The following is a 25,947-nucleotide window of genomic DNA, read 5'->3' on the forward strand; positions in this document are numbered from 1 at the left end:
CGATGTCGACGATTTTACCGGGTTTGTAGTCGAATTGTCTGGCGGTGCCAGGCTCTGTGATATTTTTCAATATATTAATTGGCTGCTTAATAATGTTAACTGTGGTGTGCTACGTTTAATTATAACCACGCATCTAACAGATCTTGTTCTTGAGATTGCTTCCTCAGCGCCATTGCCTGGGCTGTTGTCACCACCTTTTTTATAGGTAATAAAAGGATTGTCTCTATGTATAAAAATATCCTCGTGCCGGTTGATGTGTTTGAAATCGGTCTTGCCGACAAGGCCATATCTCACGCCCGATTCCTTGCGCAAAGCTCTGCTGGAAAGATTCATCTCCTGCACGTTATCCCCGCTTTTTCCCCGATACTGACGCGCGGTTTTATTTCCGATGCACGGAAAATGGAAGACTATCTGGTTAATACATCTAAAGAAAAGCTGGATGAGCTCAGTAAAAAACTCTCGCTGGCGGAAAACGATATCGAGATTCATATACGCAGCGGCAACATTCGCGATGAAGTGACCAAACTGGCCGATGAGCTGAAGGCGGATGTGGTGATCGTTGGTTCGCGCAATCCCAATATTCAGACCCATCTGCTGGGGTCAGAGGCGGCAGGTATCGTTCGTTATGCCCATGTTCCGGTTTTTGTGGTGCGTTGAGGACGGCCTGAGGCTGTCCTGATTTCCGTTACAGGAGTGAGGAGATAACTATGAATACAGAAAAACCGGGCGGCCCGTTTTATCAGCTCTCCGTAGAAGAAACGCTGACCAGCACCAACAGCACCCCGGAAGGCATCAGCGGTGCCGAGGCATCGGCGCGCTTGCAGCAGTATGGTGAAAATGCGTTGCCGCAAAAGGCCGGGAAGCCGGCGTGGCTGCGCTTTCTGGCGCATTTTAATGATGTGCTGATTTACGTCCTGCTGGCGGCGGCGCTGCTGACGGCGGTCATGGGCCACTGGGTAGATACCCTGGTGATTCTGGGCGTAGCGGTGATTAACGCGCTGATCGGCCATATCCAGGAGAGCAACGCGGAAAAATCGCTCCAGAGCATTCGCAACATGCTTTCCAGTGAGGCGGTGGTGATTCGTCAGGGTAATCATGAAACGATCCCGACTACCGCTCTGGTTCCCGGCGATATCGTGGTGATCCGCGCGGGCGATCGAATACCTGCCGACCTGCGGGTTATCGAAGCGCATAATCTGCGGGTGGAAGAGGCGATTCTGACCGGTGAATCGACGGTGGTGGAAAAAAGCACCGAGGCGCTTAGTGGCGAACTGCCGCTTGGCGATCGCACGAATTTGCTGTTTTCCGGCACCACGGTGAGTTCGGGCGGCGGAAAAGGTCTGGTGGTGGCGACCGGCGGCGATACCGAGCTGGGCCACATTAACCAGATGATGTCGGATATCGAAAAACACCGTACTCCGCTGCTGGTGCAGATGGATAAGCTCGGTAAAGCCATTTTTATCATCATTCTGGTGATGATGGCCGCGCTGTTTGTCTTCAGCCTGCTGTTCCGCGATATGCCGGTTTCCGAGCTGATGCTGTCATTGATTAGCCTCGCGGTGGCGTCGGTGCCGGAAGGGCTACCGGCGATTATCTCGATTATCCTCTCGCTTGGCGTACAAACCATGGCCCGGCAGAAGGCGATTATCCGCAAACTGCCGACCGTGGAAACCCTCGGCGCGATGACGGTGATCTGCTCGGATAAAACCGGGACGCTGACCATGAACGAGATGACGGTCAAAGCCGTTATCACCGCCGATAAGGTTTATCGGGTGGAAGGCGACAGCTACGAGCCGGTAGGGAATATTCATCCGATCGATGAACCCGCCCCGATAACCGTTGCTCCAGGCACGCTGCTGGAACGCTATCTGCGCACCATCGATCTGTGTAATGACAGCCAGCTTATCAAAGATGAAAGCGGGCTGTGGAAAATTACCGGCGGCCCGACCGAAGGGGCGCTGAAGGTGCTGGCGGCGAAAGTCCCGCTCCCGGCGGTCAACACCGAGCTGCGCAGTAAAATACCTTTCGATTCACAGTACAAATATATGTCGACGCTGTACCGCATTGGCGATGAAGAGATGATTTTGCTTACCGGCGCGCCCGATGTCCTGTTTCGCCTGTGTCAGCATCAGCAAACCGACCATGGTCTGGAGCCGCTCGACCAGCCTTACTGGGAAGCGAAAATCGAAGAGTACGCGCGGGAAGGGCTGCGGATGGTGGCGGCGGCGTGGAAACCGGCAGCCAACGGACAAACGGAGCTTGGCCATCAGGATTTACAGCAGGGCGTCATTCTGCTGGGGATCGCCGGGATGATGGATCCGCCGAGACCGGAGGCGATTACGGCGATCGGCGACTGCCTGCAGGCGGGGATCCGCGTGAAGATGATCACCGGCGACCACCCGCAAACCGCCATGAGTATCGGCAAGATGCTGGGGATCGGCAATGCGGAAAACGCCATTACCGGACGCGAGCTGGAGGTGATGGATGATATTCAGCTTAGTGAAGCGGCGCAGAAATTTGATATTTTCGCGCGTACCAGCCCGGAAGATAAATTCCGCCTGGTCCAGGCGCTGCAAAGCAGGAAAGAGGTGGTCGGGATGACCGGCGATGGCGTGAACGATGCCCCGGCGCTGAAGCAGGCCGATGTCGGGATCGCCATGGGGATTAAGGGCACCGAAGTGACTAAGGAGGCCGCTGATATGGTGCTCACCGATGATAACTTCGCCACCATCGCCAGCGCCGTCAGAGAAGGGCGTCGGGTATACGATAACCTGAAGAAAACCATTCTGTTTATCATGCCGACCAACCTGGCGCAGGGACTGTTAATTATTATCGCGCTGCTGGCGGGGAATTTAATACCGCTGACGCCGGTGCTGATCCTGTGGATGAACATGGCGACCTCCGCCACGCTGTCGTTTGGCCTGGCGTTTGAAGCCGGAGAGAAGAACATCATGCGGCGTCCGCCCCGCGATCCTAAGCTGCACGTAATGGACGGCTTTGCTATCTGGCGGGTAATTTTTGTCGGTTCGATGATTGCCGTTAGCGCCTTTGTGCTTGAGGCCTGGCTGCAGCCGCGCGGCTATTCGCCTGAGTTTATTCGCACGGTGCTGTTGCAGACGCTGGTCACCGCCCAGTGGTTCTATATGCTTAACTGCCGGGTTGCGGATGGCTTCTCATTGAGTAAAGGGCTGCTGGCGAATCGCGGGATCTGGATTGTCAGCGGGGTGCTGCTGGTGCTGCAGCTGCTGATTATCTACGCGCCGTTTATGCAGATGCTGTTTGGTACCGAAGCGCTGCCGTTCCGCTACTGGGTGATCACCTTTATTATCGGTTTTGTCATGTTCCTTATTGTAGAGGTTGAGAAACCGCTGACCCGGAGATGGCGCACCGCCTGATCCTTACCCTGAGGCGCTGCTGCGCACCTGTCCTGGCTACCCGTAAGATGATGATTGGATAGCCGGCCAGGTGCAAGGCGCCGCCCTGGGATACCCCCCTCAGCTTGCAATTGAGATTGATATTGGCAATCATTATCATTAATGATGGTGTGCTGGAAAAATCAATCGATGTTAATCCGTAAGTTTTGTTCTGCTTATCCGCCTAAAGGGCGAATTTTTATCGCCGCGCTGGTCTTCGCGTTTTACGGTATTAATGCTGACGCCAAACCGGATATGAGGCCATTAGGGCCGAATATCGCCGACCGCGGCTCCGCGTATTATCACTTCAACGTTGCTTATTTCGATTCCCTTGACGGCGAACGGCATTATAAGGTCTGGACCGCGATACCGAACGCGGCGCCGCCAGCAGAGGGGTATCCGATTCTCTACGCTCTGGATGGCAACGCGGTGATGGACCGGGTCTCCGACTCGCTGCTTGCGCAGCTTACGCAAAAAACGCCGCCCGTGATTGTGGCCGTGGGCTATCAAACGGCATTGCCCTTTGATCAGAACGCCAGAGCCTATGACTACCGGCCGGCCGTCAAGGAGGATCCTGCCGATAGCGGGTGGGACGCGCGCAAAAGCGGCGGTAGCGAGGCATTTCGCCTGCTATTACAGAATACAATCGTGGAAAACGTTGAGCGCGGGATGAAGATTGACCCGCAGCGACGGGCGATCTGGGGGCACTCCTACGGAGGATTATTTATTATTGATTCCTGGCTGGCATCATCCCGCTTCCGGATCTATTTTTCTGCCAGTCCTTCCCTGGGACGAGGCAATACCTCGTTGTTAGATAAAATGGCCGAGGCAAAAGCCGATGCGTTTAGCCGGAAGTCCCTGTACCTGATGGAAGGGGCGGTTGCGACGCAGCGGGTCTCTTCCGCAGAGGAAGAAGAGACCCGGGGCAACGTCCTGCAGACGGTTTCTCTGCTCAAGAAAAAGGGCGTGGCGGTCAACTGGTGGCCTTATCCCGGGCTGACTCACGGGGAGATGTTTAACGCGTCGTTGCAAAGCGCGCTGCTGACGATGAGCGGTTATCCGCGGGGAACGGGCAAGTAGCCGAGCGTTACTTTCGTATGCCGCCGAAAGCTAGCATGAAGGTAGTGAATGACGTTCAGATGATGTGGCCATCGTTTGCCGCATAGCCTGAGCGCATCGCGCAGGATTCATTCACCCGGGCCGACAGCATCTTCCGGCGGCGTTTACCCTGGTGGTCGACGCGCTGCGCTGGCGTCACAAAGGCTAAAATTGGCCTCCATGAATCTCTTCAACTTATTTGCTGTTTTTATTTTGTGTTGGCATGCTGTTCCTGAATTCCACAGAAGACGTATCCGCTTAAGCTGGGTATTTATTATCGTCCCTGTGGATATTCGGACGCCTGGTCGCAATATTTAATATTAGACAAAACTTACAGAGACCTGAGTAACGCGGTTGTTTATAATATTAGGTCATTTAATAGTCTGCTTATATGCAAAATAGATAGCAAGTTCTAAAATTATACAGGACAAGAAAATAGACTTTTTTGCAAAAAAATAGCTCATCGTTTTATTCAAGTGGTAGGTAACATAATGAGAAAAAGTATAATTATTATCTGTGGGTTATTTTTTTCCGCAGTAAGTCATGCGAGCGCGCTCTATTTTTACGAAGTGGGTACGGAAGATGCTGCGCTGGCCGGAGCGGGGCAGGCTGCACGCGCGCAGGATGCGTCAACGCTTTTAACTAATCCGGCAGGAATGACGCGATTACCCGATCATATGCTGACGGGGGGAGTACAGGCTATGGGAGGTGATATATCCTATAAACTGGATAATGAATCGAGCGGGCGTCAAAGTCCGGGCAATGTCATGAACCTGTTTCCTAATGCCAGCGTGTTCTATACGCAACGGCTGAATGATTCCGTGTCCGCGGGACTGGGCCTGTACGGTAACTATGGACTTGGTATTGATTTTGGCAACTGGGCAGGCGATCGACTCATCAAAAAAAGTACAATGGTAGCGATGACGCTCAGCCCGGCAATTGCCTGGAAACTCAGTGATAACGTTTCCGTCGGCGCCGCTGTAGGACTTAATTACGGCTACCTTTCTTTAACCCGGAATGTTGATAGCCGTGATGAACGACAAAATGACCACGATTGGGCAATGAACTACCGCCTGGGCATATTGATGGATCTCACCGACCAGACTCGAGCGGGAATAACCTGGACAAGTAAAACTGACTATCACTTTAGTATTGACGGCAAGGCACGTTTTCCGAACTTGCCAAACGTCGAGTACGATCTACCCGTGGCGGCTCAAGTCCGCGCACCTCAGCAGGTCATGCTGAGTCTGGTTCATGATGTAAATAAATATTGGTCGGTCATGGGCGATCTTGGTTGGCAGGACTGGAGCCAGTTTGGTAGCCCGGATATTACGATTAATGGCCAATCGGGCAATAGAAACAACCGGTTAAAAGATACCTGGCATACGGCATTAGGCGTTCAGTTCCGGCCTGACGAGCGATGGCGCCTTAACGCGGGTGTCGCTTTTGACAGCACGCCATACAACACCCAAAGCGATGTCGCTCTGACTCTACCTACCGGTGATGAGTGGCGTTTTGCGACCGGGGCGCAATATCAAATGACATCGGCGAGTAATATCGGATTTGCGGTTGAATATCTGCATATGCAATCATCTCAGGTGAATTCCGCAGCCTTCGCTGGAGAATATAATAAACCCTGGCTATGGTTCGCCAGCGTAAACTACAGCTATCAGTTCTGATCTGTAAACCAGGCGTTTAGTTTTGGCTAGCATGACGATAGGCCTGCAGTGGCAGTCGTGGCTGCAACCGGCTAAAAGAACGGCGCAGATGGTCACCGGCTATCGCTATCGTACCGGCGGCGCTGGAGATAGGTGACTAAAAAAGCCTCCTTAAATTCCCATAAGGAGGCTTTTTTTAGTCTTCAATAATGGTATTCAGTAATTCGCTCAGCGTACGCAGTCCCGAAATATTCTTCTCTTTCAGATAACGATTGTTTATGACGTTTATCTTGTAAAGCCTGACCAAAGAACAGTATGCCTGATAGGTCTGACTCTGGGTATCGACCAGTTCATCGATATGGCTTTTCTGCAGGTGTTCTTTTTTTAGCTGGCGATATATCTTTTTGAGCAGAGACTTATTTTTATCATGTAGTGAGGCATAGCTCGTTGAGTCTACCGGTGACCCCCGGTGCTTATTGTAGATGATAGGTATCTGTATTACATGTAGTTTGCGTAAAATACCCGGAGGTGATGTTTTGCAGGGGGCAACGACGCCCGAGAGTATAATTTGATGGAGCTTCCGCATTATTCTACCTGTGTTATGAGTGAGATGTATTAATTATCACGCTACGCATTGTGGGTGCAAATTCAATTAGTTTAAAATTAAATGTTTTGCGGGTTAATATTTAAAAGGCAATATTAATGTATTTTATTTTGCAATGTATGTTATGAGCATGTCATAAAGATAATAATGACTTCCTGTCAGGCATGCTGCGGGGACTGCGTTAATGCGCCACATCAGTTACCCCTTGTATATGACTTAGGTCATTGGTGTGCTCAATTTGAGAGAGGGGGGCTTATTCAATGGCAGTGATTAAATACTTAAAACCGCGCGTAGCGGTATTTTTTTGCGAACACTAAACGCGCCGTTGGTTGATATAGGGCGATGAATACTGGAATTATGTACTGGCGTCAGCAGGGCACTTTTTGCCGCGACATGATCATCTTTTTGCTGCGGAAACCTGGTTACGTCCGGCCTGTTTTGCTTTGTAGAGCTCCTTATCGGCTTTTTCTGCCAGTACGGCAAATGAATAACCCTTGACCCATTGAGCAACGCCAAAGCTGGCGCTGAGCCAGGGCGAAAGTTGAGAACCCCGATGTGGGATCTTCGCTTTTTGAATATTGGTACGAATGCGTTCTGCAATCATCACGGCTTCAGCCATTTCATTGCAATGAGTCAATATGACAAACTCTTCTCCGCCAAAGCGAAACGCAGTGTCAGATGTTTTACGTAATGACTGGTTGATGCATTTCGCAACGCTTAATAAACATTCATCACCGGCAATATGCCCATATAAATCGTTATATTGTTTGAAATAGTCGATATCCATTATGATCATGAATAAATTACCACCTGAGTGCGGCAGTCGTTGTGCCTGTTCCTCAAAATGGGTTAACAGGCTGCTTTTATTTAACAATCCCGTTAAGGCGTCACGATGAGCAAGGTGGGTGAGTTTTTTAATGAGTAGATTCTTTGCGTATTCACTTTGTTGGGTTCGGGTGTACCATTCAAGCAATATGTAGCGAGCGGTTATCACGACAATGAAAATAATGACAGAACCAGACAGTTGCAGAAAGTTAAATTTATCATAAGCGGTGATTTCGCTTAACAGCATGGCGATGCTGATCGGTACGCTAAATAATAGCAATACAGTGCCGGAGATATAAAAGGAGATGGTGGCGGGTAACAGCGTGCTGATGAGCAATGAAAGCGTTAATGAAGGGTTATTGTAATGTTTGACCATCATATAGAACATGGCGCCCCAGAGGATGCCTTGTAGTAGCGCGTATGTCGGTAGCAACCTGGCGAGATATTTTCTGGAGATCAACGCCTTTAACGTAAATCCCAGCGCTGAAAAAAGCGTGGTTGCTATACATAGCATATTCATCACCTCCCGATAAAAGTCATTCGGGGTATGTATAAAATTGTTCAAAATCAACCACAAGCAAAAAACGATGTTAAGGCTCAGGAACCAGACCAGGTTCCATGAGTTAACAATATCCAGGTTTTTATGGTTTTCATTCGTCGTATTAATCATGAACCGATCTCGGTGGCGCAGAAGAGAATAATGTCTATATCCGTCATATCTTCAAATTACCTGTGCGTTGGCTTTGTTACTCAGCTTATCCATGAGCCTCGGCCTTACGGGGCGCCATGACACAGCGTTCAAATCTGTTCCAGACAGATTTGTCATTCGCCCCAGCACGTAGTTATCTATGCTCCAGGTGACTAATGAGAGGCTCCTGCCTCTCACCGACTTCCAGCCTTCGCTGGTCAAATTTGTTGCCGACGAATTTGTCACTTCAATGCCGCCTTTAAGCAACGCGAATTATTTAGGGTATAAATATAACCAGTTATGGCCCGGATGGCGAATCTCGTTCGTTGTTGAAATCCAATAATAAACATATTTTTATTATAAAACTCACGCCATCCTGATTAACTGACGATGACGGCGTCAACTACCCTCACACAGGGGATTATTCTGCAACGCTTACCGTGAGTATCACTATGACTTTGGTGGAAATGAGTTAATACCTCTCATATTTAACGGAGTCCCTTGCCTTTAAAGCGAAAGAGGTCATCGTTAAACGGACAGAAGATCTGTACTTTATCAAACCAGGGCAATCACCGTCTGTCTGGCTGCTGACGGGACTTTTGGGTTAAGGTAAATCGTAAAGTACGGATAATGAATATTGGTAGAGATATATTATTTAATTTCCAGGTTGCGTATCTGAAACGCAAAAAAGTGACGTGTTCTTGAATTCACGCCGCACTGGTCTAAGCTCAAAAAGGCGAAAGCGTGTCGGGTTGTTGTAGCATAAAACAATAAATCTCTCTGTAGGTGAAGGTCATGAACAGGGCAATTTCCCGGGTAGTTCTGTGGTTTTTTGTTTTGATGGCTTATCCTCTACAGGCCGCGGAGCCACGTCAGGCACCTTCAGCGCAAGAACGGGCCCGAACGGTTTATGTTTTCCACCAGCCGATAGTGATGCTTCAGGCGAAGTTTGGCTTAACCACGCCGGAAGAGCGCGTACTGCGCATTCGCAATACCCTGCGCGGCTTTAGCCGTGAAGACGTGGCAAAGCCCCTGACTATTGTCCCGGTGACTCGATATAACCAGGCGGGACGCCTGATCGTGATGAACGGCAAACCGGTGATGCTGCTGGTGGAGGCGGATCTCGACGAAGGCGACGATCTCACCCTCGACCAGGCGGCATCTCGTGTCTTAACCCGGCTGGAAGCCCAGCGAAAGGCGCTAAGAGACCAGTACGATCACCGCAGTCTGGCGCTTTCCGCACTAAAAACCACCGTTGGCGTGGCGGCGTTACTGGCGCTCTGGTTCGTTCAGTACCGATCCTGGCGCTGGGTGCGCCGGGTTTATCGGCGCAAAATAATCGATAATAAAGGGCTTATTCCCCAAACCTGGCGACGCTTTTTAGGTGAGGTTGAAAGCCGTCTGTACGCGCTACTGATGCTAATGCTGGGTATCACCGCGATCTATGTTTTGCTCCGCTGGGCCTTCAGCCTGTTTCCCTGGACGCGCGTCTGGGGCGAGTCCCTGGGCGACTGGTCGATACGTATCGTCAGCCAAATCTCTTACTCCATCGTCTCAGCGCTGCCGGGACTGCTGGTGGTGCTTATTATCTTTGTGATGACCTCCGTCATCCTGAAAATCCTCAAAGTGGTGCTAAACCAGGTTGCCACGGGACGCCTGTATATTCCCGGCCTGCATCCGGAAACGGTGGGGGCCACGCGCAAGCTGATTGCGGTAATCGTCTGGCTGTTTGCGCTCTCCGCTGCGTATCCCTTCCTGCCGGGGGCCAACTCGCTGGCGTTTAAAGGCATTAGCGTCTTCTTCGGTCTGATGCTCACGCTGGGGTCCGCGGGGGTAATGAATCACGCTATGAGCGGGCTGGTGCTGATTTACTCCCGGGCGCTGCGCAAAGGCGATGTGATCCGCATTGCCGAAAACGAAGGGCGGGTGACCGAAGTCGGGATGCTGGCGACCAAAATTGTAACCCGGGAAAACTACGTTATTACGCTGCCCAATGCGGTAGTGGTCAGCGGCAAAATTACCAACCTTAGCGTGCAAAACCCCGACGGCAGCGTCAACCTGACGCTCAACGTGACGATTGGCTACGACACCCCGTGGCGGCAGGTGCACAGCATGCTGGAGCTGGCGGCGCGGCGGGCGAAGTGCGTCGATCAATCCATCGCGCCGCGGGTGCGCCAACTGGCCTTAATGGACTGGTACACCTCCTACGAGCTGCAGGTCAGGCTGCTGCCGGTTGAGCAGAACGGTCCGGGTGATGGCCTGATGGCTGGGGCGCGCACCGAGATGCACAGCCTGATTCAGGACGTATTTAACGAATTTAACGTGCAAATTATGTCGCCAAACTTTGTGCTGCAACCCAATGAACCGGTGATGGTGCCCAAAGAGAAATGGTTTACCGCTCCCGCACAGCCGCCTGGAGAGGGGTAAACCTGATGGATTACTGCGCGGTTTTCGCCGGGCACTGCGCCGGGTCGAATACCGTTTTCCAGTCTTTTTGCATATCGACCACCACCCAGCCTCTCTCTTTGGCCTCTTTTAAGCCTTCCACCAGTTTACCGCTGGCCGGTGGATGGCTGTCGTAGGCGTATTCGCGCGCCGCATCGGTATGGTGCACCAGCAGCCCGAAGGTTTTGTAATCCGGGTTGCTGGCGGTGTACTGCATCATCGCCAGGTCGCCATCGCTGTTGCCAAAAGCCGCTACCGGGCGCTGACCCATAAACAGATGGATCGCCACCGGTTTGTTCGCCGCATCGTCATTAAAGGCACCCTGCATAGTTTTGCGTATTTGCGAGCCATCTTTGGTCAACGAGAACTCGCCCAGGGCGAACGAACCGACGACCTGTTCCGGCGGAATGCCGTACATCTTCTCAGACAGCACGCGCATAAAATCGATGCCGCCGCCGGAGATAATCCACGTCTTAAAGCCATTTTCGCGCAGGTAGTCCAGCAGCTGACGCATAGGCTGATAGCCCAACTGGTTGTACTGACAGCCAAACCGCGGGTCTTTGTGCGCATCGACCCAGCTGGCGACGCGTTGAGTGAACTCGTCGGTGGTGATATCGCTGTGGGTCAAGGCCAGCAGCTTGAGCAAGCCTTTTTCGCCCGCGGCCGCCACCGTTTTCAGATCGTTTTTCAGCGCCGCGCTGACCAGCGGATCGTTTTGCCATTCAGGATGTTCAGGCGCAAGACGCTTAACCTCATCCAGCACGAACTGGATCTGGAAGGTCATCGGCGCTTCTGGCCACAGGGTGCCGTCGTTATCAAACACCACGTAGCGCTTTTCCGGCGGGATAAAAGAGTGGCTGTTGGCATCGGTGGCATTGTGCACCCAGGTTTCTATAGCCCGTTTAGCCGCCGTGTCGTTCCAGGCGGAAAGCGGAGCCGCCGCAGCGCCGCCGCACAGGCTCACTAATAACATACCGATCAACGTACGCTTCATCGAGAACTCCTTTTTTCAGGGACCAGATCCGGCAGCGATGTGGGATGCCAGAAACGGTGCCATTGGTGAAAAACATACCGGGCGCTCTGCGACAGCGTACGGCGAAACATAAACAGCAGCGCGACCGTCGCAGCCAGCACCGCGACCCACAATGACAGCAGACCCCACGAGGTTGGTGCCTGGCCTTTGAGCGCCGCTTCCGCACCCGCGTTCGGCGCCGGGGCAATCTTGTACTCACTGCCCGGCAGTTCGGCGGTTTGCCACTGCTGATGGGCGGTATCCCACCAGCGTAATTTTATCGGCGGAAGGGCAACGGTACCGGCTTCCACCGGCAGATAGCGCAGCGTTTCGACGCGTTGGGCGCCGTGGATATCGCCGCGACCTGCCGTCACCAGAGTATTTTGCGGCGATAAACGTTGGGTGTGCGTGCCGGGAATGGCGTACAGCAGCGGCGGGATCTGCGTTGCAACGGCGTCGTCGGCGACCACCGTTACCACACGCTCAATCACATCTCCGGCGCGCAATTGTCCATCATCGCCGCTGTGGAACAGGGTAATTTTTTGGCTCAGCGACAGGCTGGCGGCGGGCAGGAAATGGTCCGGCTGTTGTACATCGTCAGGCCAGCTTACCGCCTTATCTAACGCCGGCAGTTTTACCGTCACCGGCGCTTGTCCGGCTCCGGTAAGCGTCAGCTCAAAGGCAGGAATATGCAGCTGCCCCTGATCCCAGGCCGTTACCTGACGTTCCATACGAATACCGCTCCAGCTGGTGCCGCCCTCATGACGGGTGAGCAGCTGATTGGGTTCGGTGGTGGTCAACAATGCGCCATTTTCAACAGGGAAATCAGGCCACTGCGGCGGCGGGTTAAACCAGCTATCGGTCCAGAAGGTCACGGCGATGCGCACCGGCTGACCGGGAGCAACGTGCTCTGGCGCGATAAGCTCGCGCGAAACCGTCATGGCCGCCTGACTGGGCAGCGTGGCAATCAGTAATAACCACAGCAGCTTCATTGTTGATCTCCTGACTGGGTGCGATAGAGGTTTTCCAGCAGGCCGGAAGGCGAAACGCTGAGATTCTCATACCACTGGTTCACCTGCGGGTTGCCTCCGACCTGCGGCTGAATATCTTTTTGCTCAACGCCTTCCTCGGGTTTGAGATCGTGTTTGATCTCATCCGGTTTATAGTCCTGCTCCTCGCTCTGCGCCGACTGGCGGTCGCGCTCTTTTTGCCGCAGCTGCATGATGATGGCGGCAATCTTCGCCCGGTTGCCCTGCGCCAGCTGCCAGTCAGGCCGCAGGCTGAGCGCCCGGTCATAGCTGTTGAGCGCCTGCTGCCACAGCTTTTGCTGCGCGTAGCTGTTACCGGTCCACAGCAGCGCTTCTGGCGTTTGTTCCGCCTGATGGAAAGCGGCGGTGGCGGCGGGGTAGTTCTCCGCCCGATACCAGGCGATCCCCTGCCGCAGCGGGTCGGTAAAACGCTGCGCGGCGGTGGTGTAATCCCCGCGTGCGAACGCCTGTTGCCCTTGAATATCGGGGCTGATCCACGCATCCAGCCATGACGCGGCGTGCCCGGCGGGCTGCCACATCAACAGCGGCGCGATAAGCAGCCAGCAAAAAAGCTGGCGTCGCCACAGCAGTATGATGATCAGCATGGGAATGACCGCCAGCCAGCCGCTGTTGCGCCAGTGTAGATCGATGCGCGCGTTGTTTTGCGCGCTGACGGACTGCTGTATATGGCTGCGGATCGCCGAAAAATCGCTGTCGTCCGACGTCACCAGGGTGACCGGAATACCGCCATCGCGGATCTGCTCAAAGCGCGCGACGTTAAGCCGGGTATCGGTGCCGCGACTGGCATACTTCTCCGGCAGCGTCCCGCCGTGGGCGGTGCCGGGAACCCAGATTTGCAGCGGTAGCGACTGTTTTGTCAGCCAGCGCGCATCGCGCTCATCGATATTATCCGCCACCAGAATGATGCTGCGCGGCGGCGAGGGCATATTTTTCATCGCCAGGGTCAGGGCCGCCTGTAGCCCTGATCCTTCACCTGCCGGAAGCAGGGCCGGGGACTGGGCATGCAGGAACAGAGCGTAAAAATCCTGATCGACGGTCAGCGGCGTGGTGAGCCACGCGCCGGACTGATACACCACCAGGCCAAAGCGGGTGCCGGGCATCTGCGCCATCAGCGACAGGATTTTACTTTGCATCCGCTGGTGACGGCTTGGCGCCAAATCGCTTGCCAGCATGGCGTTATCCTGCTGCAACACCACCATCACATTACTTTGCGGGGTTAACGCCGCGGGAAGCTGACGCTGCCAGGCAGGACCGGCGAGGCCGATAATCCCTGCCATCATCAGCCACGGCAGCGCGCGGGTTATTTTTCGTGGCTGATTGACGATAAGCGCACGGGCAAGCGGCTTATCCATCATACGTACCCAGGCGCTGCGTCCGGCGGACGGCAGCCACCACAGCGCGAGGCACAGCGGTAACAGCACTAAAAACCAGGGGTGTAAAAAGTGGAAGTCGCTCATGCGCTTTCCTCCCTGAGGACGCGATAAAGGGCGAACGCCAGCAGCAGCAACAGCGCGGCGGCAAGCGGCCAGCCAAACAGCGGCTCGCGCCAGGACCAGCCGATACTTTTAACCTGCACCGGCGTGATAGCGTCAATTTCCTGCCATACGGCGTCCAGCGACGCGCCGCTGCTTTCGGCAGTCCACGCGCGTCCACCGGTCATCTGCGCGATTTCGGCGAGCAGCGGCAGGTCGACTTTATCGTCCCCGGTGCTGTTCACGTCGCCAAAAGCGATGGTGTGCACCTGTACGTGATGCGCGGCGGCCAGTTTGGCGGCAAGACGCGGCGTCAGCTGTGAAGCGGTATCATTGCCGTCGGTGAGAATAATCGCCAGCTTACTGGCGTCGGCGTTTTGCGCGGAATCGAACAGTTTCACCGTGACTCCCAGCGCGTCGCCGATCGCCGTCTGCTGCCCCACCATGCCCGGCGATAGCTGGTTGATTCGGGTTTCCAGCGCCTGTTTATCTTCGCTAATTGGCGCGAAGGGCCATGCGCCGTTAGCAAAAATCACCAGCCCAATTCGGTCGGACGGGCGGGCGGCGACAAATTTTTTCACCGAGGCCTGTACAGCTTCCAGACGGGTACTGCCTCCGGCGACATCGTTTTTCGCCATCGAACCAGAGACGTCTAAAATCAGCATGATGTTACGCATCGGTTTTTCAATATGCTGCGGCGGGGTGAGCCATTCCGGACGCGCCATGGCGCAAACCAGCAGCCCCCACACCAGCCAGAACACCACGGCGGCAAGCTTACCGCTGCGCACAGGCTGGCTGTTGGGCTGGATCTCGTGGATAAGCGCGGGTAAAAACGGCACGCGCACGTATTCCTTTAGCGGCCGCGCTTTAGCCATAAAAAAGCGGCCCACCAACGGCAGCAGCAGCAGCAGCCAAACCCAGGGCCAGACAAAGTCCACGCGTGAGAGATATTCAGACATAGGGTAATCGCTCTATCCATGCATGTAACTGCGCACGCAGACGCGCGTTATCGTCGTCATTCAACTGGTTTTCACGCTGGCAATAGCGCAGGCTAAGCTGTTCGCGCAGCGCGTCGTCCAGCGGCACCTGTTGCAGGCATTGCGTCGGGTTGGACGCGGCGCTTATCGCTTCGCGCGGGTGATGAACCAGCAAAATGCGTTTAATCAGCAGCAGCCAGCTATCGGCGGTATGCGGCTGCGACAGGGCGCTTAGCGCCTGGCGACGCCAGACATTCCGCCGCCAGCGGGCGTAGCGAAACAGGGCGACGGTCAGCCCGGCAAGCAGAACCAGGATGCCGAGCACAACCCAGCCCGGCGGCAGCGGAAACCAGGAGGGTGAACCGGGCAGCGCCGGCTCCGCCAGATGGGGGACGGTAAAACCTTTCTCCAGCATTCAGACACCTCGCTGTAGCTGTCGCAGGAGATCGCGGGTGACCACGATTTGATTGACCCGCACGCCAAGCCGGGCAAGACGCGTCTCCTGCTGCGCCAGCCGGGCGGTGACGCTATGCACGATCTCGTCGCGGCGGGAGGGGGAAAGGGAGAAGGTTGCCTCCTGGCCTTCGTAACGCGCGGCAAGCTGGCCGTGGGTCGGCAGCCGCAGATGGAGATCGTCGAGCGTCACAAAGGCGCTGATCTCCCCCCGGCGGCGCAGCGCGGCCAGCAGGGCATCGCACTGGCTATCCAGATCGTGAAAATCGCTTATCACCGCAACCCAGCTCCCGGTAGGGATCAGCGGCAGGCTGTGGCGCAGCATATCGGCCAGCGACAGCGGATTTGGCGCTTCATGAGGATAGGCCTCGGCGACGGCGTGGTTATACTCGACGATGTCGTCCAGAAAGTGGGGCAGGGTCGCGTTCGGTGGACGACAGGCGCGCAGCGCGTAGTCTTTGTCGCCAAACACCGCGCCGCCCAGACGGTCACCGTCGTGCCAGCTGCGCCATGCCAGCAGCGCGGCAATTTTTGCCGCCGCCACCGATTTGGTCTGCACGCGGGTGGAAAAAAACATATCCCGACGCTGATCGACAAGCAAAAAGACCGGCCGCTCTTTTTCTTCATTGTACAGGCGGATCCACGGCGTACGCATACGCGCGGTGGTCTGCCAGTCCATCAGACGAACGTCATCACCGGGCTGGTAGCGGCGCAGACTGTCAAAATTAAGCCCGCGACCTTGCTGGCGCGAAATGCGCTCTCCGGCCAGCGCGTTGGGCGGGATTTGCCCTGGCGGATTGATAATAGAACGCGCCTGCGCCGCCAGTTTTAGCAGGCTACCACGCGAGACGCGGACGGCATCGCTCATTACGCCACCACCGCGTCGAGCAGCATTTGCACCGCATCGTCCGGGGTGCAGTTGTCGGCATTGGCCTGGTAGCTCAGCATCAGACGGTGACGTAGCACCGCAGGGGCTATCTTTTTGATGTCTTCCGGCATAACGGCGTCCCGGCCTTCCAGCCACGCCTGGGCGCGGCCGCAGCGCTCCAGCGCCAGCGTCCCGCGTGGACTTATCCCAAAGGTCAGATAGCTTGCCAGGGTATCGCTGACGTTATCAGGGTGACGACTGAGATCCACCAGATTGACGATATAGTTTTCAATGGTTGGCGCGACGTGAACATGGGCAATCGCCTGCCAGCACTCGGCAATCTCCTGCTGCGTCAGCATCAGGGTTTCGGCGGCGGCGCTCGGCTGGTTTTGGCTCAACTGCTGGTATTTTTGCTGCTGCTCGGCGCGAACCAGCTGCATCACCTTCTGTTCATTCTCTTTCGAGGGATAGCTCACCAGTACTTTCATCAAAAAGCGGTCAAGCTGGGCCTCCGGCAGGGGCCAGGTGCCTTCCTGATCTACCGGGTTTTGCGTGGCGAGAACCATAAACACCCCCGGCAGCGGCCAGGTTTTGCCCGCCACGGTCACATGGCGTTCTTCCATCGCTTCCAGCAGGGCAGACTGAACGCGGGCGGAGGCGCGGTTGATTTCATCGGCCAGAATCAGGTTGCCAAACACCGGGCCGGGACGGAACGTAAACTGATCCTCCTCGCGGGTGGCATTTTGCTGATAAATCTCGCTGCCGGTGATATCAGAAGGGAGCAGATCGGGGGTGAACTGAATGCGCCGATACTCGCCCTCCACGCGGCGGGCGAGTTCGCGCACGGCGCGGGTCTTCGCCAGCCCCGGCAGCCCTTCCAGCAGAACGTGTCCATCGCAGAGCAGGGCGATTATCAACATGCGCACCAGCTCTTCCTGACCCAGCACCTGCTGGTTCATTTTCTGCTCAAGTTCTAATAGCTTCTCGCGCTGCATCATCGTTTTAATCCTGAATAGTCACGTTTGATTAAGGTGGCTAATCCCACCAGCATCGGCTCGGCGTAATTGAAGAAGGCTTTGATGCCCGGGCACAGATAGTTGAGACCCGTTTCGCCGTCCGGCGCGCGCACGATGCGGTTTTTCGGACACTCGCCCCAGCACATTTTTAAATACGGGCAGGCCTGGCAATATTTCGGCAGCGTATCGCGCTTGCCCATGCCAAAGGCTTTCTGCCGCTCGGAGAACGCCAGGTGTGACAGTTTCGTATTAGCGATATTGCCTATCTGGTATTCCGGGTAAACGTAGTGGTCGCAGGAGTAGATATCACCGTTTTTTTCAATCGCCAGCCCTTTGCCGCAGAATTCGGAGTGGGTGCAGATTTGCGCGGGCATGCCCAGCGTTTGCGCCACCGCCGTTTCAAACAGATTGACCTGAACGCGGCCTAAATCGTTGTTAACCCACTCCTCGAACACCGCAATCAGGAAGTGGCCCCAGTCATCCGGGTCAACCGACCAATCGGTCACGACAGAGTCGAGATCGCCGGGGCGAACGCGGCGGCTACCGGTCAGCGGAATGGTGTCATCGCGCCAGAACTGCGGGGCGGTCTGTTTAAAATCAACCGGTTCCACGCACGGGTTAAACTGTACGTAGGTCGCGCCCAGTTCCTGGGTCATAAAGCGATAGACTTCAAGCGGGTAGCGGGCATTGGTGCGGTTGACGGTTACCAGGGCATTAAACGGTACGCCGTGACGCTTAAGCGCCCCAACCCCGGCCATCACCTTATCAAAGGTCGGTTTGCCGCTACGCGTGACGCGGTAGCGGTCATGAAGTTCCCGTGGGCCATCAATCGACAGACCCACCAGAAAATGATGTTTTTTGAGAAATTCAGCCCATTTATCGTTCAGCAAAACACCATTTGTTTGTAAGTCGTTCTCGATGCGCTGGCCGGATTTTTGGTACTGCTTTTGAAACTTAACCACTTTTTCGAAAAATTCGAGCCCCATCAGGGTCGGTTCGCCGCCCTGCCAGGAGAAGACCACCTGCTCACCGTCTTGCCCTTCAATATACTGGCGAACGAACTGTTCAAGCGTCTCATCGCTCATGCCGGTATGCCTGTCCTGGTGCAGCAGATCTTCTTTGTGCAGATAGAAACAGTAGGAACAGTCAAGGTTACAGGTCGAGCCGGTAGGCTTGGCCATTACGTGGAAGCGACGCTTATATTCAGGGCCTTTGCCGTTATATTTCTCGGCAGACGGTAATGCGGTAACGGGTAGTGTTGTGCTGTACTTCATCGTATGCCCCTGAGAAGTGATAACAAAAAGGTGAACTGATTTTTATCATCCAAAGCGGACAGGCTGCTTTAGCAACCTGTCCGAGGTGGCGTTATTTATTAATACCGGAACCCTGCTCAAGCATGGCTGAAGCATCGGAAATGGTGAACGAACCTGGTTTCTGACGCGGTGGGAACTCTTTGAAGGTGGCCAGCATCTCTTTGGCATATTTCTGCGCACCGCCCATCAGGAACAGACGATCGTAGAACCATGAGTTGTAGCCCATACCGTCGCTGCCTTTCTCCAGCGGATCGATCTCCAGATCGAAGATCATTGGCGTACGCAGTTTGGTGAACGGATATTTCCACAGATCCAGACCGGTGTGCTCCTGAATCATAAAGTGCGCTTTCCAGCGGCCATAGCGCATCGCCAGCAGGTCGCCGTCATCACTCCAGTAGAAGAATTCTTTACGCTGGTTGTCGCCTTTACCCTGCAGGAAGTCGAGCTGGTTATAACCATCCAGATGTACCTTGTAGGTCATCGAGGTCGTCTTATAGCCTTTCAGCAGTTCATCTTTGATGTTAGCGTCCCCGGCGGCTGCGACCAGCGTTGGGAACCAGTCGTAGCTGGCGAACATGCCGTCAATGATGGTGCCCGGCTTAATATGCCCCGGCCAGCGAACCATGGCAGGTACGCGGAAGCCGCCTTCCCAGCCGGTGTTTTTCTCACCGCGGAACGGCGTCTCACCCGCATCAGGCCAGGTGGCGGTCATCGGGCCGTTATCGGTGGTGTAAACGAGAATGGTGTTATCTTCGATGCCGAGATCTTTAATTTTCTGCAGCACTTCACCGATCATGGCATCGTGTTCAACCATACCGTCGGCATAGGTCCCCAGACCGGTTTTACCGATGCTGCCGTCTTTCAGGTGGGTTTTGTTGTGCATACGGGTGGTGTTAAACCAGGTAAAGAATGGCTTACCGGCTTTTACCTGACGTTCCATAAAGTCGTTATTGGCAGCCAGCGTCTCTTCATCGACCGTGCCCATACGTTTCACGGTCAGCGGACCGGTATCTTCAATCTTGCCGTCTGCGGTGCTCTTAATTACGCCGCGCGGACCGAATTCTTTACGGAAGGCCGGGTCTTTTGGATAGTCCGGGTTCTCCGGTTCTTCTTCGGCGTTCAGGTGATAGAGGTTGCCGAGGAATTCATCAAAACCGTGCGCGGTAGGCAGGAATTCATCGCGGTCGCCGAGGTGGTTTTTACCAAACTGACCGGTGGCATAACCGAGCTGTTTAAGCGCCGTGGCAATCGTAATGTCTTCTTTTTGCAGACCCTGCGGCGCGCCAGGCATCCCAACTTTACTCATGCCGGTACGGAACGGCATCTGGCCGGTAATAAACGCAGAACGGCCGGCCGTTGAACTTTGCTCAGCATAATAGGAGGTAAACTTAGCGCCTTCTGCGGCAATGCTATCAATATTCGGCGTTTTATACCCCATGGTGCCCTGGTTATAAGTGCTCAGGTTCCAGTAACCAATATCATCACCAAAAATAACGACAATATTCGGTTTTGAGGTATTTTGTTTGGGGGCATTTTCTGGTGCGGTGGCTGTCGCTGGTGCCGCATAAGCGCTGGACACTGCGCCGGCTGCTAAGGTTAACAGGCTGGCGAGCATTGTCCTTTTGAAAGGCACTATATATTGCATTGGGTGAGCTCCGTTATTAGGAAAGCGATTTAAGTATAGACATGGCGGCGATTCTGCAATTTCAAATATCAATAAAAAGACCTGCTGCGGATGGGTTAGGCCAACGTCCTACGTTAGATATCTGAAGTCTTAGCTTAAATTGCTGAAGATTGTGTTTTTTGAGATTATGGGTTTTCGCAGATCAAAGCGACTGCTCATTTATTTATTAATAAATTTGATAATTTAATATTCCAGCAAAACGTTTGAGGGACGAAGATCGTGCGTCTTGTCGAAGCGGTAGCCCTTAGCATGTTTTATGTTGCTGGTGGGAAAGCCAGAACTGCTGATGTTGATAGTCCGGTTTATATGAGATCTGGTAAACCATAACGACTATTATGATGACGTATTGTTATAGCATGATGACTGTCGCTTTTGGCTTTATTTATCTCCAGCGTATATCGTGTTATGGCTTTAATATGCTTTTCTGTGGTGCGGCTAGTTTATTAATTTGTTAGTTGTTCAGTGTGATGACTTTTTGGAGAAAGGTTTTTATGTCCCGCAGGGACGTTGCGTACAGCGCTAGCGGGGAAAGATGCCTGGTGTTGTTATTTTTTGCTTAGAAGTGGGATACCGGTTGAAAAGTCGCTATCGTGCTGAATGGGCTGCAGAGGCTGTCACAGGTTGCGCTAAAGGCGGTGATGATGAGTTAATATTTTCATTGAGATATAAACAGTAGTGCATGCCCGAATCCCGGGACGGACAGCAAAAAGCCCGCTTAAGTATCCTTAAGCGGGCTTTTTAAATTTGGCTCCTCTGACTGGACTCGAACCAGTGACATACGGATTAACAGTCCGCCGTTCTACCGACTGAACTACAGAGGAATCGTGTGAACGAGGCGAATACTACTGGTCTCGGATTTTTGTGTCAACACTAAATTTAACTTGCTGATTCAAATGGCTAAATTTAGCGCAGGTCGTTGTTTTAGTGTACTACCGGGTTATCACTATCATCTGGCGGGCTATTCTCACGTAATCTCGCGAGCGGATCCTGACGATAAAAAAGGCAGAAACGCTGCCAAAGCGCGGGAAAGCGGGGAGCAAATAGCTCTGGTGCGCTGAAGAAGTATTCAGAGAGCACGGCGAAACATTCTGCAGGATCGGTGGCTGCATACGCATCGATACTCGCGGCGCTTTCACCGACCAGGTCTATCTCATCCTGAATATTGTTCATTGCAGCATGGAGATCGTGTTCCCAGCCCGCCACCTCGCGCAGGGGGATGAAGGGCACGCCGCTTGCGCGATCGCCATTGCGGGTATCCAGTTTATGCGCTACTTCATGGACTATCAGATTGAAACCGGACGCATCGAAGGAGTCCTGAATATCCAGCCAGTTGAGAACAATCGGCCCCTGCTGCCAGCTTTGACCTGATTGTACGATTCGCTGGTTATGCACCAGGCCGATTTCATCTTCCCATTCGTCGTCGACGACGAACGGGGCAGGGTAGATAAGCACTTCGTGAAAGCCATCTAACCATTCGATACCCAGTTCGAGAACCGGCAGGCAAAACAATAGCGCGATACGAGCGCTGTGCAGGGGAGTAAGCTCAAGCCCCTGTAAGGCAACCAGACGCTTTTGTTGCAAAAAGCGGGAAGCCATCTGCACCAGCTGCTGCTGCTCATGTTCGGAGAGGTTGGCTAATACAGGAATGGCAAGCGCCTTTTCCCAGGGGATTTCCGCGTTGCCGGACTCTTCATCTACTTTCCAGGGCCATTTAAATATCATATTGCTCGCAAAGTCGTCACTTGAACTGAATTAAAGAGACAGGAACTATTAAAATGCCAAAGAACCTGGCATTATAGCAACCTCAACAGCGGAGAGATGCCGGAGCGGCTGAACGGACCGGTCTCGAAAACCGGAGTAGGGGCAACTCTACCGGGGGTTCAAATCCCCCTCTCTCCGCCAATTATTTAGAAAAATCAATAAGTTGAATGTCGCTTTTAATTTTTCTCTGCAAAATCCCCGCATTAAAATTTCTTTCTATCGCTCTGTTTTCCCATCCCTAATGCTGTCTTTTTTACCATGTTGCCTCTTGTTGGGCATCCACTTTTATCTTCTTTAGTTCACAAGCTCACATTCTTAACAACAACATAGCCCGTCTTGCATCCCTGATAACAAAGCAGTCAACTGCCCTTGCTACACATAGATTCTGTAGAAGTATCTTAAAGAGAAGGGATGATGGATGGAAAGGAGCGAACTCAGGAAAGCACTGGAGCAGGGATTGTTGTCAAGTGAGCGCATGAGGTGATAGAGAAACTTATGACCCTGACCTGAGCTGCCGGGATAAAAAGATCCCGTGCGGATCTGGCGCGGGATCATCTTTCTGCATGCCGGGGGGCGAAAAGATTCAATAGTTGGAGGTTGAACTCCTCATGGCATCGCCCGTTTTTATAATGATGCAATCAGTGGTGCATTGCTCCTTTGCCGTCAGAATAACATTTTCTGGAAGCCTGAAATGCATGGACTTGCTGATTAAGATTTGCTCCGCCATCCCCTTGATAGCCCAGGGGGCCGCAAGTGAAATATTGCCAAACTCGTCATAACGTTGTGTTTTAGTAAAGGCATTATAGGCGGGATCTTGAATGTCAAAAAGAACATCCCCTGTAAATGTTTTTCCCACCTTGTAGGAAAGTGCGCTTGCTAATGCGTTTAACTCTGATTTTTGTGGGATAATGAAACCATTAAAGATATTGTATGAGGCAGCGATCATCGCGAATACCGTCAATATGGGGAGCGCTTTTTTTGCAATATTGAGTTTGCTAGTCAAGGCATCCACCCCAATAATGATAAGAGCGCACGTGAAAAATTCCAGTGCTATCAGTGACCTATATGCAGCCCAGTTTTCCTTGACTAATAAGTTTGGAGAGTAGGCGCCAATCCCCATGATAATAAACATGAGCACCTTAATAGGTCCTGATTTGCCTTTTATTATTGAAAATAAACCTATTGCGCAAATTATTAATGACAGCGTTGTGAATAAGGTGCCAGGGGTTATATTAAAGTTGTTGATGGCGTTAATCAATGGTTCTTTGACAAACCATCGTAATTTCTCAAGTGGATTATTCGTTAACTCGGCACGTGCAATTGAACTGCCATATAACCATACAGGTATAAATTTTGAAAATAGCAGACTAGCAAGCATGCCGATAAATAAAACTGCGCCACTGATTAAAACAATGCTGATGGAAAATGGTTTGTCTTTTTTCAGGCAGTTATCAAGCATGACGAAAAATAAAAATGCCATCGCCGTTGGTTGATATATGGCAAATGCAAACCATAAAATAATGACGGATGCTGCAAATCTTATAATTGTCGTTTTTTTATTGGTGGGCTTTAATGTCGCATAACTTATTCCGGCAAGGAGTATAGATAGTACAAAAGGGAAACATGTCGCCCAGGAGTTATATACTTGTATGGCGGGTGCCAAACATATTAATAAAGGGAAGGTGATCGTTGTTATGTTACGCTTGAATATGTTTCTTTTTTCTATAAATAAAAAGAGGAACAAACAAAATATAAAAACCGTTATTATGGTGAAAAATCTAAGATAGGCAAGGTCATCGATATTGTGAACTAGCGTAAAGGCAAGTCGTCTGGCAATGGCATACAAGGGCCTGCCGGATTGCATATCCCATTGAAATGGAGAACCTTTCCCTGAAAAAACATCAGAAAGTGTCGACCAATCATCTGAAAATGCGTAACTAAATATAATGGTTGGGCTGTAAACTAAGAAAATTGCCGCGAGGTAAAGCATTGCAATAACTCTTTTAGTGTAGGGCGTCATTCGTTCATCCATGGTGTTCATTGCTCGCCTCTCATTTCGTATTTTGCTACCTCTTCGATAAAATATTTTGGCCGGTTTTTGGATTCCATGTATATTTTTCCAACGTATTCACCAATTATCCCTAAAGAAAGCATCTGGACGCCGCCAAGGAAGAAAATCGCAATCATAACAGATGTCCAACCCGCAACGGTATTTCCCTGGATCTTCTCAATGAGGGCATAGATTGCAGCTATTGTAGATAGAAGGCATGTGGTAATCCCAGTGGCGGCGATCATCCGTAATGGGGTAATTGTCAGAGACGTTATTCCTTCTAACGCCAGTGCTACCATCTTTTTCAAGGGGTATTTTGACTCGCCTGCAACCCTTTCATCTCTGCTATAATAAACGCGGGTAGACTTATAACCCAACAAAGGGATTAGCCCCCTTAAGTATAAGTTTTGTTCTTTAAAATCCTTTAATGCTGTCAACGCTGTCCGGCTAAGAAGCCTGAAGTCCGCATGGTTAGGAACCTGATTGACACCCAGCCTTGACATCAGAGAATAGAATTTATTGGCTGTTGTCCTTTTGAATACTGAGTCGCTACTTCTGTTGTCGCGTACGCCATAAACAATCTCAAACCCTTCATTATATTTGTCTATCATTTTCTCAATGCAACTTATATCATCCTGTAAGTCTGCATCTATACTTACAGTAACGTCCGTATCCGCGTTTGCTAACCCCGCCAGCAGGGCTATCTGATGGCCCCGGTTCCGTGATAATTTCAAACCGCGAACGAACGACTTTTCCTGCGATGTGGATTTGATTTGTTCCCAGGTGTTGTCTTTACTGCCATCATCGACAAAGAGGATATAACTATTTCGAGCGATTTTTTCTTTTGCAAGGAGGTTTTTTAATACAGTGGCAAGCCCCTCCACGCAGTATGGAAAGGCGTCTTTTTCATTATAACAAGGAACAACGATTGCTAACGAAGGTATTTCACTCCTCGTGCGGTTTATATTTATTTCTTTCATTTCATTGACCAGTGTTTGTTTATAATAAAACCAGCTGTTGTGTAAATAATCATTCCTACAACTTGTGCTGTATAGATAGCATTAGGTATAACGATGAAAAAAACTTTCATTGCTATTATATTTAAAATATAACAAAAAACACATGTGGATACGAATTTGATAAATCTCAGGGGGTTTAAGGTCGTTGAGAAAGTGAACTTCGCATTCATTATAAAGCTGAAAATAATGCCAACGACATAACCTGCTGCATTTGAAGGGTAGACACCCGCACCGGCATGCATAAGGCCAAATATAACAACTGCGGTTATTGCTGTATTTGCCAGGCCAACGATAATGTACCTGACCGCTTCTCTGGATGTGTTTTTTTTCAAGGTATGATTAATCATTTATTGATTTACATCAATTTTATAAAAGGAAAATTAAGAGATTAAATGCGCGATCGATATAAGCAATAAGCTCCCGTATGATAAATATTTGACGCCAACTCGTGGTCTGTGTCAACCAGGGTTTTTATCACAGTAGACATATTCCTCGACGGATGTTGTTTACGCTTCTCCACCCGAGTTTGTTTGGACGTGATT

Annotated in this window: 19 protein-coding genes and 2 tRNA genes; 6 read left to right on the top strand and 15 right to left on the bottom strand. The window is 52.2% G+C overall.

Going from position 1 to position 25,947, the window contains the following annotated elements:
- The first annotated feature begins 225 nt into the window (after positions 1–225).
- From EGY08_RS26015 to EGY08_RS26030, 4 genes are all read left to right on the top strand, one after another.
- Positions 226–657 (top strand): universal stress protein, encoded by a 432-nt coding sequence (locus EGY08_RS26015; RefSeq protein WP_004122209.1) that lies wholly within the window; start codon positions 226–228, stop codon positions 655–657.
- A gap of 50 nt (positions 658–707) precedes the next feature.
- Complete coding sequence (locus EGY08_RS26020) at positions 708–3,395, top strand: cation-transporting P-type ATPase (protein WP_049123287.1); 2,688 nt, start codon at positions 708–710, stop codon at positions 3,393–3,395.
- 168 nt (positions 3,396–3,563) lie between these two features.
- A complete protein-coding gene (locus EGY08_RS26025; protein WP_123829138.1) occupies positions 3,564–4,493 on the top strand; it encodes an alpha/beta hydrolase in 930 nt (309 codons plus the stop codon).
- Between the two features lie 509 nt (positions 4,494–5,002).
- Positions 5,003–6,190 (top strand): OmpP1/FadL family transporter, encoded by a 1,188-nt coding sequence (locus tag EGY08_RS26030; RefSeq protein ID WP_004122201.1) that lies wholly within the window; start codon positions 5,003–5,005, stop codon positions 6,188–6,190.
- Positions 6,191–7,170: 980 nt separating this feature from the next.
- Here the strand turns inward: EGY08_RS26030 and EGY08_RS26040 are convergent.
- The gene (locus EGY08_RS26040; protein ID WP_004122194.1) at positions 7,171–8,268 is read right to left on the bottom strand and encodes a GGDEF domain-containing protein; all 1,098 of its coding nucleotides are present in this window, start codon (positions 8,266–8,268) and stop codon (positions 7,171–7,173) included.
- 813 nt (positions 8,269–9,081) lie between these two features.
- On the opposite strand from EGY08_RS26040, the gene EGY08_RS26045 reads away from it, so the two are divergent.
- Positions 9,082–10,713, top strand: a complete 1,632-nt coding sequence (locus EGY08_RS26045; RefSeq protein WP_123829139.1) for a mechanosensitive ion channel family protein — start codon at positions 9,082–9,084, stop codon at positions 10,711–10,713.
- 10 nt (positions 10,714–10,723) lie between these two features.
- Here EGY08_RS26045 and EGY08_RS26050 read toward each other — a convergent pair whose 3' ends face one another.
- The 11 genes from EGY08_RS26050 to mtfA all read right to left on the bottom strand — a co-directional run bounded on the left by EGY08_RS26050 (position 10,724) and on the right by mtfA (position 22,297).
- Complete coding sequence (locus EGY08_RS26050) at positions 10,724–11,725, bottom strand: HAD family hydrolase (protein WP_123829140.1); 1,002 nt, start codon at positions 11,723–11,725, stop codon at positions 10,724–10,726.
- On the bottom strand, positions 11,722–12,735 hold the full coding sequence (locus tag EGY08_RS26055) for a BatD family protein (protein WP_123829141.1): 1,014 nt from the start codon (positions 12,733–12,735) through the stop codon (positions 11,722–11,724). Before EGY08_RS26055 ends, EGY08_RS26050 begins: the two co-directional genes overlap by 4 nt.
- Positions 12,732–14,249, bottom strand: coding sequence for a VWA domain-containing protein (locus EGY08_RS26060; protein WP_123829142.1), 1,518 nt, complete (start codon positions 14,247–14,249; stop codon positions 12,732–12,734). The genes EGY08_RS26055 and EGY08_RS26060 overlap by 4 nt, the downstream gene beginning before the upstream one ends.
- Positions 14,246–15,223, bottom strand: coding sequence for a VWA domain-containing protein (locus EGY08_RS26065; protein ID WP_004122177.1), 978 nt, complete (start codon positions 15,221–15,223; stop codon positions 14,246–14,248). The genes EGY08_RS26060 and EGY08_RS26065 overlap by 4 nt, the downstream gene beginning before the upstream one ends.
- The gene (locus EGY08_RS26070; protein WP_049114544.1) at positions 15,216–15,656 is read right to left on the bottom strand and encodes a DUF4381 domain-containing protein; all 441 of its coding nucleotides are present in this window, start codon (positions 15,654–15,656) and stop codon (positions 15,216–15,218) included. Before EGY08_RS26070 ends, EGY08_RS26065 begins: the two co-directional genes overlap by 8 nt.
- Positions 15,657–16,562 carry a DUF58 domain-containing protein gene (locus EGY08_RS26075; protein ID WP_123829143.1) on the bottom strand — a complete coding sequence of 302 codons (906 nt, stop codon included), beginning with the start codon at positions 16,560–16,562 and terminating at the stop codon, positions 15,657–15,659.
- Positions 16,562–17,560: an AAA family ATPase gene (locus EGY08_RS26080; protein ID WP_123829144.1), complete on the bottom strand. Its 999-nt coding sequence runs from the start codon at positions 17,558–17,560 to the stop codon at positions 16,562–16,564. Before EGY08_RS26080 ends, EGY08_RS26075 begins: the two co-directional genes overlap by 1 nt.
- Positions 17,557–18,852 (bottom strand): anaerobic sulfatase maturase, encoded by a 1,296-nt coding sequence (locus tag EGY08_RS26085; protein ID WP_123829145.1) that lies wholly within the window; start codon positions 18,850–18,852, stop codon positions 17,557–17,559. Before EGY08_RS26085 ends, EGY08_RS26080 begins: the two co-directional genes overlap by 4 nt.
- A gap of 91 nt (positions 18,853–18,943) precedes the next feature.
- A complete protein-coding gene (locus tag EGY08_RS26090; RefSeq protein WP_004122160.1) occupies positions 18,944–20,536 on the bottom strand; it encodes an arylsulfatase in 1,593 nt (530 codons plus the stop codon).
- A 784-nt stretch (positions 20,537–21,320) separates the two neighbouring features.
- Positions 21,321–21,396: transfer RNA gene (locus EGY08_RS26095), tRNA-Asn, on the bottom strand.
- Between the two features lie 100 nt (positions 21,397–21,496).
- The gene (gene mtfA, locus EGY08_RS26100; RefSeq protein WP_004122158.1) at positions 21,497–22,297 is read right to left on the bottom strand and encodes a DgsA anti-repressor MtfA; all 801 of its coding nucleotides are present in this window, start codon (positions 22,295–22,297) and stop codon (positions 21,497–21,499) included.
- A gap of 90 nt (positions 22,298–22,387) precedes the next feature.
- Between mtfA and EGY08_RS26105 the strand changes: the two genes are divergently transcribed.
- Positions 22,388–22,477, top strand: a tRNA-Ser gene (locus EGY08_RS26105).
- 442 nt (positions 22,478–22,919) lie between these two features.
- On the opposite strand, the gene EGY08_RS26110 is transcribed toward EGY08_RS26105, so the two are convergent.
- Genes EGY08_RS26110 through EGY08_RS26120 form a run of 3 tightly spaced genes read right to left on the bottom strand, consistent with a single transcriptional unit; the run spans position 22,920 to position 25,752 of the window.
- A complete protein-coding gene (locus EGY08_RS26110; RefSeq protein WP_004122156.1) occupies positions 22,920–24,377 on the bottom strand; it encodes a glucosyltransferase domain-containing protein in 1,458 nt (485 codons plus the stop codon).
- The gene (locus tag EGY08_RS26115; protein WP_112166245.1) at positions 24,374–25,366 is read right to left on the bottom strand and encodes a glycosyltransferase family 2 protein; all 993 of its coding nucleotides are present in this window, start codon (positions 25,364–25,366) and stop codon (positions 24,374–24,376) included. Before EGY08_RS26115 ends, EGY08_RS26110 begins: the two co-directional genes overlap by 4 nt.
- Positions 25,363–25,752 (bottom strand): GtrA family protein, encoded by a 390-nt coding sequence (locus EGY08_RS26120; RefSeq protein ID WP_032741888.1) that lies wholly within the window; start codon positions 25,750–25,752, stop codon positions 25,363–25,365. Before EGY08_RS26120 ends, EGY08_RS26115 begins: the two co-directional genes overlap by 4 nt.
- Positions 25,753–25,947: the final 195 nt, after the last annotated feature.

Origin of the sequence: Klebsiella sp. FDAARGOS_511 (assembly GCF_003812845.1) — a bacterium.
Lineage (GTDB): Bacteria > Pseudomonadota > Gammaproteobacteria > Enterobacterales > Enterobacteriaceae > Klebsiella > Klebsiella grimontii.